15 protein-coding genes and 3 pseudogenes are annotated in these 13169 nt (G+C 68.9%); 11 read left to right on the top strand and 7 right to left on the bottom strand.

Features of this window, described 5'->3' with window-relative positions; all coding sequences use genetic code 11:
- Positions 1-157: 157 nt before the first annotated feature.
- Positions 158-331, bottom strand: a pseudogene (locus FNH09_RS48355) (transposase); the annotation flags it as partial.
- A gap of 22 nt (positions 332-353) precedes the next feature.
- Here FNH09_RS48355 and FNH09_RS09440 point away from each other — a divergent pair.
- Positions 354-689 carry a MarR family transcriptional regulator gene (locus FNH09_RS09440; RefSeq protein WP_420802747.1) on the top strand — a complete coding sequence of 112 codons (336 nt, stop codon included), beginning with the start codon at positions 354-356 and terminating at the stop codon, positions 687-689.
- 703 nt (positions 690-1392) lie between these two features.
- On the top strand, positions 1393-2067 hold the full coding sequence (locus tag FNH09_RS09445; RefSeq protein WP_152886306.1) for a hypothetical protein: 675 nt from the start codon (positions 1393-1395) through the stop codon (positions 2065-2067).
- 8 nt (positions 2068-2075) lie between these two features.
- Here FNH09_RS09445 and FNH09_RS50110 read toward each other — a convergent pair.
- Together FNH09_RS50110 and FNH09_RS09455 are read right to left on the bottom strand one after the other, a co-directional pair.
- Positions 2076-2494 (bottom strand): annotated as a pseudogene (locus FNH09_RS50110) (recombinase family protein).
- A gap of 81 nt (positions 2495-2575) precedes the next feature.
- Complete coding sequence (locus tag FNH09_RS09455; protein ID WP_162468319.1) at positions 2576-2857, bottom strand: transposase; 282 nt, start codon at positions 2855-2857, stop codon at positions 2576-2578.
- Positions 2858-2986: 129 nt separating this feature from the next.
- Here FNH09_RS09455 and FNH09_RS09460 point away from each other — a divergent pair, with 129 nt between their 5' ends.
- From FNH09_RS09460 to FNH09_RS09470, 3 genes are read left to right on the top strand one after another with little or no spacing between them, the layout of a single operon-like run.
- Entirely contained in the window at positions 2987-3349 is a 363-nt protein-coding gene (locus FNH09_RS09460; protein ID WP_152886342.1) for a MarR family transcriptional regulator, read from the top strand.
- The gene (locus tag FNH09_RS09465) at positions 3346-4779 is read left to right on the top strand and encodes an MFS transporter (RefSeq protein ID WP_162468320.1); all 1434 of its coding nucleotides are present in this window, start codon (positions 3346-3348) and stop codon (positions 4777-4779) included. The genes FNH09_RS09460 and FNH09_RS09465 overlap by 4 nt, the downstream gene beginning before the upstream one ends.
- A gap of 33 nt (positions 4780-4812) precedes the next feature.
- A complete protein-coding gene (locus FNH09_RS09470) occupies positions 4813-5106 on the top strand; it encodes a DUF1330 domain-containing protein (protein ID WP_152886307.1) in 294 nt (97 codons plus the stop codon).
- Positions 5107-5215: 109 nt separating this feature from the next.
- Here the strand turns inward: FNH09_RS09470 and FNH09_RS09475 are convergent.
- Positions 5216-5548 (bottom strand): annotated as a pseudogene (locus FNH09_RS09475) (transposase family protein); the annotation flags it as partial.
- A gap of 472 nt (positions 5549-6020) precedes the next feature.
- Between FNH09_RS09475 and FNH09_RS09485 the strand changes: the two are divergent.
- The 4 genes from FNH09_RS09485 to FNH09_RS09500 all read left to right on the top strand — a co-directional run bounded on the left by FNH09_RS09485 (position 6021) and on the right by FNH09_RS09500 (position 9709).
- The gene (locus FNH09_RS09485; RefSeq protein ID WP_162468321.1) at positions 6021-6506 is read left to right on the top strand and encodes a WapI family immunity protein; all 486 of its coding nucleotides are present in this window, start codon (positions 6021-6023) and stop codon (positions 6504-6506) included.
- A gap of 145 nt (positions 6507-6651) precedes the next feature.
- Positions 6652-7122: a MarR family transcriptional regulator gene (locus tag FNH09_RS09490; RefSeq protein WP_162468322.1), complete on the top strand. Its 471-nt coding sequence runs from the start codon at positions 6652-6654 to the stop codon at positions 7120-7122.
- Positions 7123-7361: 239 nt separating this feature from the next.
- Positions 7362-8909, top strand: coding sequence for an MFS transporter (locus FNH09_RS09495; RefSeq protein ID WP_238426580.1), 1548 nt, complete (start codon positions 7362-7364; stop codon positions 8907-8909).
- A 314-nt stretch (positions 8910-9223) separates the two neighbouring features.
- Positions 9224-9709 carry a VOC family protein gene (locus FNH09_RS09500; RefSeq protein ID WP_152886308.1) on the top strand — a complete coding sequence of 162 codons (486 nt, stop codon included), beginning with the start codon at positions 9224-9226 and terminating at the stop codon, positions 9707-9709.
- A 557-nt stretch (positions 9710-10266) separates the two neighbouring features.
- Here the strand turns inward: FNH09_RS09500 and FNH09_RS09505 are convergent.
- Both FNH09_RS09505 and FNH09_RS09510 read right to left on the bottom strand, forming a co-directional pair.
- Positions 10267-10761 carry a DUF3237 domain-containing protein gene (locus FNH09_RS09505; protein WP_152886309.1) on the bottom strand — a complete coding sequence of 165 codons (495 nt, stop codon included), beginning with the start codon at positions 10759-10761 and terminating at the stop codon, positions 10267-10269.
- Positions 10758-11222, bottom strand: a complete 465-nt coding sequence (locus FNH09_RS09510; protein WP_152886310.1) for an ester cyclase — start codon at positions 11220-11222, stop codon at positions 10758-10760. The genes FNH09_RS09505 and FNH09_RS09510 overlap by 4 nt, the downstream gene beginning before the upstream one ends.
- Before the next feature lie 125 nt (positions 11223-11347).
- Between FNH09_RS09510 and FNH09_RS09515 the strand changes: the two genes are divergently transcribed.
- Positions 11348-11974: a TetR/AcrR family transcriptional regulator gene (locus tag FNH09_RS09515; RefSeq protein ID WP_202919632.1), complete on the top strand. Its 627-nt coding sequence runs from the start codon at positions 11348-11350 to the stop codon at positions 11972-11974.
- A gap of 357 nt (positions 11975-12331) precedes the next feature.
- On the opposite strand, the gene FNH09_RS09520 is transcribed toward FNH09_RS09515, so the two are convergent.
- A complete protein-coding gene (locus FNH09_RS09520; protein WP_152886312.1) occupies positions 12332-12583 on the bottom strand; it encodes a hypothetical protein in 252 nt (83 codons plus the stop codon).
- Between the two features lie 300 nt (positions 12584-12883).
- Here FNH09_RS09520 and FNH09_RS49455 point away from each other — a divergent pair, with 300 nt between their 5' ends.
- A complete protein-coding gene (locus FNH09_RS49455; protein ID WP_274390216.1) occupies positions 12884-13018 on the top strand; it encodes a hypothetical protein in 135 nt (44 codons plus the stop codon).
- Positions 13019-13169: the final 151 nt, after the last annotated feature.

The following is a 13169-nucleotide window of genomic DNA, read 5'->3' on the forward strand; positions in this document are numbered from 1 at the left end:
GCGACGACTGGCACACGCCCCAAAAGAAGCAGCGCAGGCCTGAGTCTCTACCGGATCGTCCGCGAGCTGCAGACACTCCTCGCCACCTGGACCGGCGCCTGCCCCACCTGCCACCGCAACATACCCATACCCATACGAACCTGACCAAGCACTACTAGTAGAGGATCGCGTCAACGATCCGCCGCCGCGGATGCTTCTCCCGACGCCCGCCCTTCGGCCCCACCCGCGCCAGCGGCAGCAACGGCTCCACCAGCCCCCACTGCTCATCTGTCAGATCCGACGGATACCCACCCCCAGAACCACTCGCCGCCCGCAACGGACTGCACCCCAACGACCTGCGGGCCCTGATCGCTCTGCTCGACGCCGCCCGGGCCGAGCGCCCCGTGCCCCCCGGTCGGCTCGGCGAACAGCTCCGACTCAACTCCGCCGGCACCACCACCCTCATCGACCGGCTGGAGAGGCTCGGCCTGGTACGTCGCGACCGCGACACCACCGACCGCCGACGGGTCCTCCTCACCGTCGAGCCACAGGCGATCGACCTCGGCTGGTCGTTCTTCGGCCCCGCCATCGGCACGCTGCTCACCGCGATGGACGCCTTCGCCCCAGCCGAACTCGACACAGCCGAGCGCTTCCTCACCGCGATGACCACCGCCGCCACCCGCGTGAACGCCGCCACGCCTGACCCGTAGTCGAGCGCAGCCGGGCAGCAGGCCCACGGCGTCGAGGGTTTCGCCCGTCCCGGCCGCACCGGCCATCGCACGAGGTCCGTCGGCGGACCACTACCGACGGGTCCCCGTCGTCCCGGCAGCCCGGATCGGCCTCGCAGATGGCTCACCGCACCGCGACCGATGCCGGCGGAGGATCGCGCGGCACCGAGGAGGGTCACCACGAGAACTGGTCTCTGTCCAGGTCGAAGCCGCAGCGCGGTGGACGCTGGCCTGACCGTCTCAGGCTCCGTTACCGCCACCGGCAGATCCGGCAACGGACCTGAGGAAGCGACAACGAGAGGTGAGACGGACGCGGGTGGCTGGGCAGCGAGCTCCAGTGGCGGTGGTGACGGTGCGTAATTTAAAGAAATGACCAGTTGTGCGAGTTCTGCGAGCCCCCGAAGCGCGCCTGATTTGCCCCGGGTCTCCATTCGCAGAACATCTCCCAGAACTCCCGTGTTCGGAGAGACACTTCCGCGGGACTTCCGCCATGGATCTGTCGCCCGATCCGTCCGTTTCCGTAGTCGACTGCGCAAACGACCGGAGCCGCGTGCACGAGCGGGTTCGAGCCGTCGTGACGGATCACGCCGCGACGATGTCGGCGCCCCGGCCGCGGGCCGACGGTCGCGTTAAACGAAGTGATCGGGGTGCTCGGTTGCCGTTAGCCTGCCCGCGGAGGCCGCCCGTGGGAATGTCGTTGCTGTACGAAGTTTTGGAACCGCTGCCGGACGCGGAGAGCGCTCTGGGGCGTGCCCGCGAACTCCTGAGGGACTTCGCCGATTGGGTGGGCGAGCCGGGCATCCCCGAGATCGGCCAGGTCGTCACGGCGGAGCAGTACGTTCACGCGCTCACGTTCTTTCGCGAGGGCCGGTTCATGACCCTGGCCGGTAGGCGTTTTCCGGAGACGGGTCTCGAGGACTTCTGGAGGCGGCTGCACGCGCTGGGCGTGCCGCGCGGCGAGGATCCGTACGGGGTGCAGGTGGAGCTGATGCCCGAGCTCGAAGGGCTTTGGCCGCTCCCCCCGGAGATATGTCTGGAGCCGTGGCGGGACGCCTGGCCGCCACTCGTGCTGTCCCGCTTGGAGGACACCTGCCGGGAGGCCGACATCGACGCGCTGGTCGCGGACGTCGGTCCGCTCTCCTTCGACGTGGGCTGGTACGCCGCGCTGCGCGGACTGCCCTCCAGCAAGCTGTGCGGTGTCCAGCTGTGCCTCAACAGCGTCTGGACCTCCCAGAGCGCCGAACCGGCTCAGGGCACGCACGGTGTCTACCTCTCGATCGGGACCAGGAACCGGGACGTGCAGGAGGAGTGGCTGGCCGCCACTGGCCTGGCTCTCGGCGAGCCACTGCCGGGCTGGTAGACGTCAGCTCATTTCTTCCGCTCGGGTCGGCCGACGCGCTCGCCATCGGCTTCTGCGACGGCGCGGGCGTGGGCGGCACGTTCGGCGGTGAAGGCGCGTTCCATCTCGGCGAAGAGGGTCAGCAGCAGGAAGGCGACGCGGCCCATGCCCTCCTCGGCGGTGTCGATCGGAAGCGGATCGGCGCGGGCGCGCACGCAGATGTTGTCCTGGTTCAGGTCGATGACGCGGTTGAGGACTTCGCGCAGCTTCCGGCCGAGGCGTCGAGCGTGTGGACCACGATTGTGTCGCCAGGGCGGGCGTAGGCGAGCAGGTCAGTCAGACCGGGGCGTTCGACGGTGGCGCCGCTCTTCTTGCCGAGGCAGATCCGTTCGTCCGGGATGCCTGCTGCCCCAAAGGCGTCGAGTCGGCGTTCCAGGCGACGTCTCACACCGGGCCTCAAGGCAGTGAGCCCATTCCAACTTCTGGCGGCAGTCGATCGGTGACTCCATCGGGAATCTTGAGGTTGGGGTCATTTGCCCTGCCTCCACCACAGGGGCCGGGGCAGTCCTCGTTTGTCGAGGTACTGCTGGAACGCCGTGAGCGGGCGCGGCCGATAGGGGCCGTCGGCGGGTTCTCGAAGGCTCAGCCGCTCGACGTTGATCGCGAGTGCGGTCAGGACGTGCTGGACGTGCGTCTTCGCGAGGCCGCGGTAGCGGCACCGGCGTCCGCGGTGGCCGTCCACGAACTCCTCGATGCCGCCCTCGGCCCCCGAGCGCAGCCCGTAGCGCCGACGCCGGTCGACCATTTCCATAAACTATGAATATAAAAACGCTATGCTTCGAGCATGAGTCGTCAAGACACCGCTCCTGGCGCGTCCGCCGCCATCGGGGCAGCCCTCTACGGCCTGGCCACCAGGGCCGCGAGACGCCTGCCCCGGGACATGAGCCTGACGTCCGCCGCCACCCTGGCCACCCTGGACCGGACCGGCCCGCGGCGCATCACCGATCTGGCCGCGGTCGAGGGCGTCACCCAGCCCGCGATGACCGCCCTGGTCCGGGTGATGGAGGAGTCCGGCCTGGTCGAGCGGCGGGGCGACGCGTCCGACAAGCGGGTCACGCTGGTGTGCCTGACCGAGACCGGCGCCTCCTATGTCCGGACGCGGCGCCGGGCGGGCGTCCACGCGTTCGAGCGGTTGATCGGCGAGCTCACCGGCGACGAGGTCGAGGCGCTGGTGGCGGCCCTTCCGGCGCTGAAGCATCTGGCAGAGCTCGAAAGCCAGGACCGCGAAGGGCCGAAGCAGTGACCGGGCAGCCGGTCGGCGGGGTCGCGGCGAAGGCGTTCCCGGTGGCGCGTTCCGAGGCGCGGCTGCTGGTCCCCGCCCTGGTGTTCATCGCTCTGGTCGTGGCGGCGGTCGCCAGCCTCGGGACGCCGCTCATCACCAGCGTGGCCACCTCGTTCCACGTCCCGCTCGGCAGCGCGCAGTGGACGCTGACCGTCGCGCTGCTCAGCGGCGCCGTCGCCACGCCGGTCCTGGGCCGGCTCGGAGCCGGCCCGCACCGGCGGGCCACGATCCTCGCCACGCTGGCGGTCGTCGTCGCCGGCAGCGCGCTCACCGTGCTGCCGATACCGTTCGCGTGGCTGCTGGTCGGCAGGGCGGCCCAGGGCGTCGGGCTCGGGCTGACGGCGCTGATGATGGGTGTGGCCCGGGACCACCTCCCCGAAGAGCGCAGCGCGGCCGTGATCGCCCTGATCTCGGTGGTCTCGATCATCGGGGCCGGCGTCGGCTACCCGCTGGCCGCACTGCTCGCCGAGCTCGGCGGGGTACGGGCCGCCTACGGTCTCGGCCTGGTCGTCACCGCCGCCGCCCTCCTGACCGCGTGGCGCTCCATGCCCGAAGCCCCCGAAGGCCGCTCCGCCCACGTGGACGTGGCAGGCGCGGTAGTCCTGGCCGCTGCGCTGGTCCTGGTGCTGTTCCTCGCCGGCGAACGGAATCTGTGGAGCCGGCACCTCGCCGTGGCGGCGGGCCTCGCCGTCGTCGCGGTGGTGCTGCTCTGCTTCTGGGCCGTCATCGAGCTGCGCAGCACGACGCCCCTGGTCGATGTGCGGGCGGTGCGGCACCCGGCGGTCGCCGGGGCGAACCTCGCCATGTTCGTCGGCGGGATCGGCATGTACCTCCTGCTCACGCTCATCACCCGGTACGCGCAGACGCCGCACGGCGCCGGCTACGGCTTCGGGCTGACGACCTTCGTCGCCGGGCTGGTCCTCATCCCGTTCTCGGTGCTGGGGTTCGTCGCCGGCAAGCTCACGCCCCGGGTCCGGACGCGGATCGCCGACCCCCTGCTCCTGGCCGGCAGCGCCGTCGTGGTCGGCGGCGGGTTCGCCCTGTTCGCGGCGGCCCGGTCGGACCTGGTCGAACTGTTCGCGGCGATGGGCGTGCTCGGCTTCGGCGTCGGCGGCTTCTCGGCCGCGATGCCCGGCGTCATCCTGGCCGTCACCCCCAAGAGTGAGACGTCGAGCGCCATGAGCTTCAACTACGTCGTCCGCAGCGTCGGGTACTCCCTGGGCAGCGCCATCGGCGGCCTGATCCTCGCTGCGGGCACCGGCCCCGGCCACCTCTTCCCCGACGACAGCGCCTACAGCACCGCGGCGCTGGTCGGCATCGGCGCCATGGCGATCACGACGCTGACAAGCCTCGCTCTCGCCCGGCGACGCCCGTCCGAGACCAACCCGTAAGTCGGATGCACTCATCCCAACACTGGAGGTTCCATGCCCAAGGGCTACTGGGTCAGCGTCTACCGCACCATTTCAGATCCTGAGAAGCTGGCTGCTTACAACAAGCTGGCCCGCTTGGCCGTCGAGGCCGGAGGCGGTCGGGTCCTCGTCCGTGGCGGTCGGGTCGTGGCGCATGACGCCGGAATCGCCGAGCGCACCGTCCTGATCGAGTTCGACAGCTTCGAGCAGGCCGTCGCGGCGCGCGAGAGTGCGGCCTACCAGGAGGCGCTGGTCGCCCTGTCCGACGGCGTCGAGCGCGACTTCCGCATCGTCGAAGGCATCGACTGACCGAGGTCCAGTCCGATCTTCACTGAAGCACCTTCGACGTTCGTCTGCGGGCGGGGACGACCGAGGCCGAATCGACGGACCCGGTGAATGCTGGGGGTTGATCGCAGCCCGTGGCGGCGAGCTGGAGGACCAGGACGGCTTGGACGAGGCTCGTGATCCGGGTCGTCGAGCAGCGGAGTTTGCAGAGGAGGCGCCAGGACTTGAGGGTGGCGATGGCCTGCTCGACCAGTGCGCGGATCTTTGCGTGGGACCGATTGACGGCCTGCTGGCCGGTGGAGAGGCTGTCCCATCGGCCGCGGTAAGGGAGACGGACCGTGCCGCCTGCACCCTGGTATCCCTTGTCTGCCCAGCAGGTGATGCGGACCTCGTACTGCGCAGCGACCGTCACCGACCACACGCCACCTTTGCGCTGCGCACCGCGCACCGTGGTCACCGGCTGCGGCGACGACTGCGCACGCGCTGCCGGGCTGGGCAGTTCGATGTCCGGCGCCATCGCCATCGCCATCGCCATCGCCTGCGCAAGCCACGCCTGCGCAGGCGTCGCATCATCGGCGCTACTGCGCAGCCACGCGCTGACGGACACCTCGCAGGGCCGGCCGGGGCAGCGGCGGCCGTCGCGGTGCGCACGGCGGTGGACCTGGCCGCGGTAGCCGCCTCAACCCTGGTCGGGCTGGAGGCGACGGCGACGGCCAGGGCGACGGGGCCGGGCGCGATGACCGTCCAGATGGCCAGGCACGCAAGACGGACGCGGCGTCGCATCGCCTCCAGCCGGACGCCACCCTACGGAGAAGATCGTCTGACGGAGGTCGGGATGTATCCGAAACGGAAGTCAGTCCGGGGCGGCGCTCTGACCTGTGCGCCTGAGCTGGAAGACACAGTCCGTCCTGCTGGCCAGCACATGACATTCTGGCCCAGTGCTCCTGAACGATCTCACCAGCAGTGTCGACCTTCGCCCGGTGCGCTATCAGTTCGCCACGGTCGGGGGCGATTCGTACGACGACAACTGGCTGGTCATTGACGGCACGGTAATGACTCCCGAGGGAAGCTGGTCCTTCGCCGATCCGTGTTTGCTCACCACTGAGGCTCTCCAAGTGGCCGCGTGGCTGCGCGCGGTGGCCGCAGGGACGGTGTCCGTGACCGAACCCGATGCTGAAGGTGAGCTGTCCCCGGACACATGGTTCATCGAGCCGGTCGTGGCTTTCAGCCTCGCCGATCGAAGGGAGAGCGGAGCCGTGGTGATTCGCGTTCATCTGTCGTTGGAGGCGGCACCCCCATGGCAACGGGGTGACGACGGGGCTGACATCCACCAGTACGTCGTGGAGGTCAGGACGGATGCCGCGGCGCTGCTGCACGCGGCTGACCAGTGGGACCTCTCTCTGGCTTCCTTCCCGCCCCGCTGACCACCGTTCATGTGCGACAGCCGGATCAACGCACTGCGGGCCGAAGTCGCGCGAATCGACGCGAGCGCAAGGCAGGCCCCGACCCTTACCGCAGCGGCCTTACCTATATTGACATAGGTATTAGGTGGTACCTAAGCTCTTCGGTGTGAGTCAGAACGGCGTGTCCGCGCAGAGCACCAGCCAAGTGGCCTCCGGGCTCGCGGCATGCCTGCCCGCGCTGTCCCGCGCCCTGGACCGGCGAGTCGGACGGGACCACCCGGCCCCGAAGCCGCCAGAGGCTCAGCTCGCTCTGCTCCGGCACGTCGAGGCACATGACGGCGTCACGGTGCGCAAGGCTGCCGAGTCCTTGCTCATGAAGCCCAACAACGTCAGCGCGCTCGTGACGCAACTGACCGAGCAGCAACTCCTGGAACGCCGGCAGGACCCCGCTGACAAACGGGTCGCGCACCTGCATCTGACCGCAAAGGCGCGGCACGAGCTGGCCGAGGTCCACCAACTGATGAGCGCCCACATCGCGGGCGCGCTGCAGACCATGACCGACGGCGATCTGAAGGCCCTCGGCGCGGCGCTGGGGACGCTGAGCTCACTCGCCGAGCGCCTGCACTCCGACCGGTAGACGACGCACACCCGTTCCAGAACGTCGTGGTGCGCGGGCCAAGCAGGGTCGGCGCCTTTTCGCGCCGTGCCCTTCAAGATCGCCGGTCCTGTCGCTTTGCGCTGCCGTCCTCATGACGGCAGTTGTCGCCATTTCTCCTGGATGCGTTCTTGCCGGCCGTGCCGGCGGGCATCCCTATGAAGGACTGAATCGTGTTGCCCTCCGAAGTTCTCAGCTCTGCTGCGCACAGCACCGGGGCGCTGCCCGGATCTCGCCCGCGGGACCTGCGCGCCAACCCGTGGCTGACCTTGATCGCCGTCGCCTTCGGCCTGTTCATGGTCGGCCTCGACGGCTCGGTCGTCTCCATCGCCAACCCCGAGATCGGCCGGGACCTCGACGCCACCACCGCCGACTTGCAATGGGTGACCAACGCCTACCTGCTGGCCCTCGCGGCCACGCTGATCCTCGGCGGCAAGTTGGGCGACCGTTTCGGACGCCGCACCTTTTACCTGATCGGCGTTACGGGGTTCACCGCCGCGTCCGTCGCCATCGGGCTGTCGGGCTCCATCGAGGGTGTCATCGCCTTCCGCGCGCCACAGGGGTTCTTCGGCGCGCTGCTGATGCCCAACACCCTCGGGATGCTGCGTGCCGTCTTCCCGCCGCGGAAGTTCGGCATCGCGGTCGGTATCTGGGCCATGGTCTCGTCGGTTTCCACAGCACTCGGGCCCATCGTGGGGGGCCTGTTGGTCGAGCACGTGAACTGGGAGTCGGTCTTCTACATCAACGCTCCCGTCGGCGTCATCGCCCTGATCTTCAGCATCGTCGTACTGCCGCAGAGCAAGAATGTTGCGGCCGTGCAGGAGAAGTTCGACCTGCCCGGCGTCGTGCTGCTGGCCATCGGTCTGCTGGCCATGGTGTTCGGTGTCGTCAAGGGCGAGACGTGGGGATGGACGTCGGGCGGCACGCTCGGGACCATCGGAGCCGGCGTCGTCGTGGTGCTGCTGTTCGGCTGGTACGAGACGCGGGTGGCCCGCCCCCTGCTCCCGATGCGCCTGTTTCGTAACCCGGCGCTGTCCATCGGCACCGTCATCACCGCGCTGAACTTCTTCATCCTGCTCGGCGTGATCTTCTTCGTCATGCTCTACCTGCAGAACGTCCGTGGTTTCACCCCGGTCCAGGCAGGCGTACGGACCCTGCCCCTCAGCCTCGCCTCGGTCGTCGCCTCTCCCCTGGGAGCGGTGCTCACCCAGAAGTTCGGCCCGCGCCTGACCATGCCGCTCGGCATGGCTCTGCAGGCCGCCGCGTGCTTCGCGATGCTCGGCTGGAGCGCCGAATCCTCGTACTCCGCGTTGTGGCCGCCGTTCATCGCGCTCGGCCTGGGCGTCGGCATGGTCATGGCCTCCTCCTCCGACGCCATCGTCGGCAACGCGCCGGTGCAGGACGGCGGTGTCGCGGGCGGCCTGCAGGCCACGGCCCTGCAGATCGGCGGCGCGTTGGGCACCTCCGTACTGGTGTCGCTGATCAGCAGCCGGGTCGGCTCCACGCTCAGCGGCGAGCTCACCTCGGCCGGCGTGCCCAGTCCCGCGGCCGAAGGCCTCCAGGGCACCAAGGACGCGGTGTCGATGGGCGTGGCCCCGGTCTCGGGCCAGACGCCCGCCCAGTTGCAGGACGCTGTCATCGAGGGCAGCCACCAGGCGTTCATGAACGGCGTGCACACCGCAGCGCTCGTCTCTGCCGTACTGGCCGTCGCCGGCGCACTCGTGGCCGTCGCCGGTGTCCGGCGCGCCCCTGAAGCAGCCCGTCACTGAGGACGGACGGGCCTGCCCGGCCGAGTCGGACCGTGGGGACGGCACCATCACGGCTCGGCCGGGTACTCACCTGGCTGGCAGACACCTTTCTCATCACCTTCCGGCTGCGCACGACCCTCGATCCGCTGCGCAGCCCTGTTTGCGCAACCCCCACGGAGGCTGCGCAAAAGGGCTGCGCAACGACTGCGCACCGTGCTCGAACGCCGGGGACGGACGCGGGTACAAGCAGCCTGAGCAGCCTGCACCTACTGGCCGCCGTCTGCCGTGTTGGTGCATCGTGCCGGTAGTGACCAGCATGCTGAACGGAGGCTGAAATGGCCGATGAGGCTTCCTTCCGGGTCGGGCTTCGCGTCCCGGACGTGTCCGAGGCAGCCAGGTTCTACCAGGGGCTCGGGTTCGAGCCGATCGGAGCGATACCCGGACGGGACGGCTCGACGGTCATGGCGATCCTGCGCCGCGGTGAGTTCCAGTTGCTCGTCGACGCCCTCGCCGGCATGCCGTTTCCCGACAGCGACCGAGAACGCGTCACGCAGATCGGACCACGGGGCCTCGGCGTAGTCATCGGCATCGAGGTGGACGACGTGAATGCGACGGCTGTCTACTGCCGTTCGGCCGGATGCACCGTCACCACCAGCCCGGTCGACGCACCGTGGGGCGAGCGGTACTTCGAGTGCCTCGATCCCTACGAATACGCATGGAAGTTCTTCGAGTTGCTTCCCGACCAGCCGACAGACGGCTTGAGCGCCGCCCGCGACAGCTGGTTCGCCCGACCACACTCGAAAACCGACCACCAGCCGTAAGGAACACGCCACCACTCACCCGGCGAACTTCACTGGTCAGCGCGCGAGAAGGCCGCGTTGCCGGAGCGTGACCGATGGTCGGGGCTCATGGCCGTCAGCCTGGTCGGGGTCGGCGGATGAGCTGACGGCATGGAACGCACGTACGCCTCCCCAGCCGTGCCCACCGGCCGCCCCACTCCGGCGGGCACGGTGCGCTGCTGTGGGCACCGCACGCGGCCTGCACCCAGGACGGCAGGTAGCCGGGCTTGGTGTACGCCGTCCTGACGAGGTGCTGCATCAGGGTTTCCGCTTATGCCCTCAGCGTCTCCGGTCGCCCGTCCTCGGCCAGGAGGACCAGGTCGCTCAAGCGGTGTGGGGGTTGGGGCAGCGCTTCTTGTGCGGCCCGGCGGCAGACGGGGCGTGGACGCCCTTGAATCAGGAGTTCAGGCAGGACCACCGATGGCGTTGGGGGCAGCGCCGGCGGTGTGCACCACGTTGAGGGCCGGTGCGTGGGCGCGGCGCGAATCTTTGCACACGGAGGGCCCTCGCGCCCGGCGTATCCCCGCCATGACGTTTCGTCACAGGATCTGAAAGACCTTGTAAGCGATTCCGCCTTCGACGAGGTATCCCGACCCGACACAGACTGTGTCGTTGAGCCATGCGTAAGGCTCTGCCCCCGTCTCAAAAAGCGGGTTGGTCCGGAAGTAGTAGTGGGCTGGGTCGATCCGGTACCGCTCGTCCGGGTCGGCCAGGGCGTCGCGCACCTCGGGCGGGGTGACCCAGCGGCCGCCGTAGGTCATGTGCAGGAGGGCGTCGTCGTGGGTGCGCAGTGTCAGGCGTACGTCCAGGTTCATCGCCCCGTCGGGGGCGAACAGCGCCCAGTCTCCCCCGCCGGGGAGGACGTGGCCGCTCAGCCTGGGGCCGTGGAACGTGCCGCCCGCCGCACCGAAGAGGACGCGCCGACCGAACGGGCCGTTGCCGATGGGCAGGCGGGGGTTCAGGTCGACGACCATGTCGAAGAGGTGCGCTGTCCGGATCTCGCCGACGTCCTTCACACGCGGGTCTGCCGTCATGCCGCGTCGCCTCCTGCGAGCGCGGGGAACAGTCTCTGTCGGACCGCGTCCGTCGAGACTCCCGACTGGGCGCACAGCGTCGCCAGGTCGAAGAAGAAGCGTTCTCCTGCGATCAGGTCGTCCTTGAAGGTGAACTGGATGAACACCGGTATCTCAGCACGTGCGCCGTTGGGGACAGCACCGAACCGGTTGCCCGTCATGGTCAGCCGCGCTGTACCCCAGCACACGAGCGTGTCGTCGTTGTTCGCGTGGCCGTGCAGGACGACGTCGTAGTCGGGAAACGAGGCGAAGAACCGCCGTAATGCCTTCTCGTTCTCGGCCAGGCCCCGAGACGTCGTACCGAAAGGCGGACTCTCAAGGACCATGTCGGGGTGGAAGAGCCGCAGGGCGGCTGGAACGTCCTGCCGGCTCTTGGCGACGGCGAGCGCGTGAGCCAGTTCGAACCTGCGTTGTTCGTGCATAGGTGCCTCCTTCGATCAACATGCCTGCAAAGTAAACGTACGATCGGTCGTATGCTTGAGGCAAGCGACATGACAGGATGGAGTCGATGAACGAGCACTCAGAGAGCCGAGGGCGACAAGTGGCCGTGTCTTCAACGGAAGCAGCAGGCGCGACCGTGGCGGACCGGCGCCTCGTCCGCGGTGCCCGGACCCGGCACAAGATCACGCGCCACGGTGTCGACGTCGCCTCCCTGGAAGGGCTCAACGGGCTCAGCATCGGCCGTCTGGCCACCGACCTGGGGCTGAGCAAGAGCGGCATCCAGACGCTCTTCAAGACCAAGGAGAACCTGCAGCTCGCGGTCGCGGAGTCGGCGCGCGAAGAGTTCACCGAAGCGGTCATCCGCCCCGCACAGACCGCTCAGCCGGGCACCGCCAGGCTCCGCGCACTGACGGAACGCTGGATCTCCTACATCGAGGCACCGTTGTTCGCCGGAGGCTGCTTCTGGGCGGCCTGCCTCCCCGACTTCGACAGCCGGCCCGGGAAGGTCCGTGACACCCTGCTGCTCCACCGCAGCACCTGGCTCGCTCTTCTCGCCGGCGAACTCGGCTGCGCCGTGAACACCGGGGAGATCGCCCAACTGGACGTGGACCTCACGGTCTTTCAGATCGACGCCGTGCTCAACGCAGCAAACACCGCACTGCGCCTGGGTGAAAGTGACGCGGTCTCAAAGGTTCGCTGCGTGGTCGACGGGTTCCTCGCACCCCCGCACTGACAGGCGACCGCCGCACGAGAGGCGCCTCGACGGCCAACGCGTGGCACTTCACGGGTGGCGGAGGCCGCTGCAATGCCGCCGACGAGGACAAGAACCGCGAGGAGTGATCGCGAGGAATGGGGGAGCGCCTGGGTGGAGACGGGACACGCGTCTCCACCCAGGAGAACGGCGGGGTGCTCCATCGCGCCGACGTCACCTGTCGACTGCTGGTGGACAGCCGTTGCCGCTGACGCAGCGTCAGAATCGGCGGGCGCCGAAAGGGCCTGGGGTCCCGGGCAGGCCCGGGACCCCAGGTTCGCCACGGCAGCAGGCGCGCTCTCGCGGCCAGTGCCCTGTCCAGGACCTTCTCCGGGTGGCTCAGACCCCCAGTCTGCGGTGCAGGTGCTGTAGGAGCGCGTGTCCCTGCGTGGTGGTGAACCAGGCGGTGTGCTCGGTGTAGTAGGCGCGGGCCAGCGCTGTGTTCGCCGGGGAACGGGTGATGCCGTGGAAGTAGTCCATCTCGGTCAGCGCGTACTCGGCGTTGACCAGGGTGAGCATCAGCGGCAGGGCGTGTGCCTCCGCATCGCTCAGGGGCCGTTGGGCGGTGTAGCCGGCCAGCAGGGCGTCCAACTGGTCCAGGCGGACCGGGATGTCGACTGTTGCTCAAGTGGTGGCGGAGAAGCTCGGGTTCTCGGCCACTACGACCGACCGTGGCCCCGCGTTGAAGAGCTGATCACAGACCGTGCGACCGAGGACCGCGGCAGGACGGGCCTGGTCCTGGAAGGGTCGGCACTCTGGCCCGTCCACGTCGTGAGGCTTCAGGTGCCGCGCACGGCCGCCGTGTGGCTCACCACCGACGACTCCGTAGTACGCGCCCGCGCTCACACGACGGGCTGTTACGGACCAGCCGCAGACGAGGAACAGGTTCTCATGGGCAAGTTCCTTGCGCGCACTGGGCGTTACCAGACGCCCGTGATCGATGCCATCGACAGGCTGGGCCTGGATCGCATCGACGCGGGCTGCGGACAGGCTGCCGCGGAACTGGCTGACACCGTGTGGCGTTAACGGTCTGACCTGGCCCCGCTTTTCCGGCCCGAACTGGCTCCGCTTCGGGGCTGGTGCGGCGATTGTTCCGGCTTGAAGTGGCCCCGGCTTCCGGTCTGCTCCGGCCCCAGCTTCGCCGGGACGGCTGTGCCGGGCGACTCGCTGTGAGAGA

The organism is Streptomyces adustus (assembly GCF_009377175.1).
GTDB lineage: Bacteria > Actinomycetota > Actinomycetes > Streptomycetales > Streptomycetaceae > Streptomyces > Streptomyces adustus.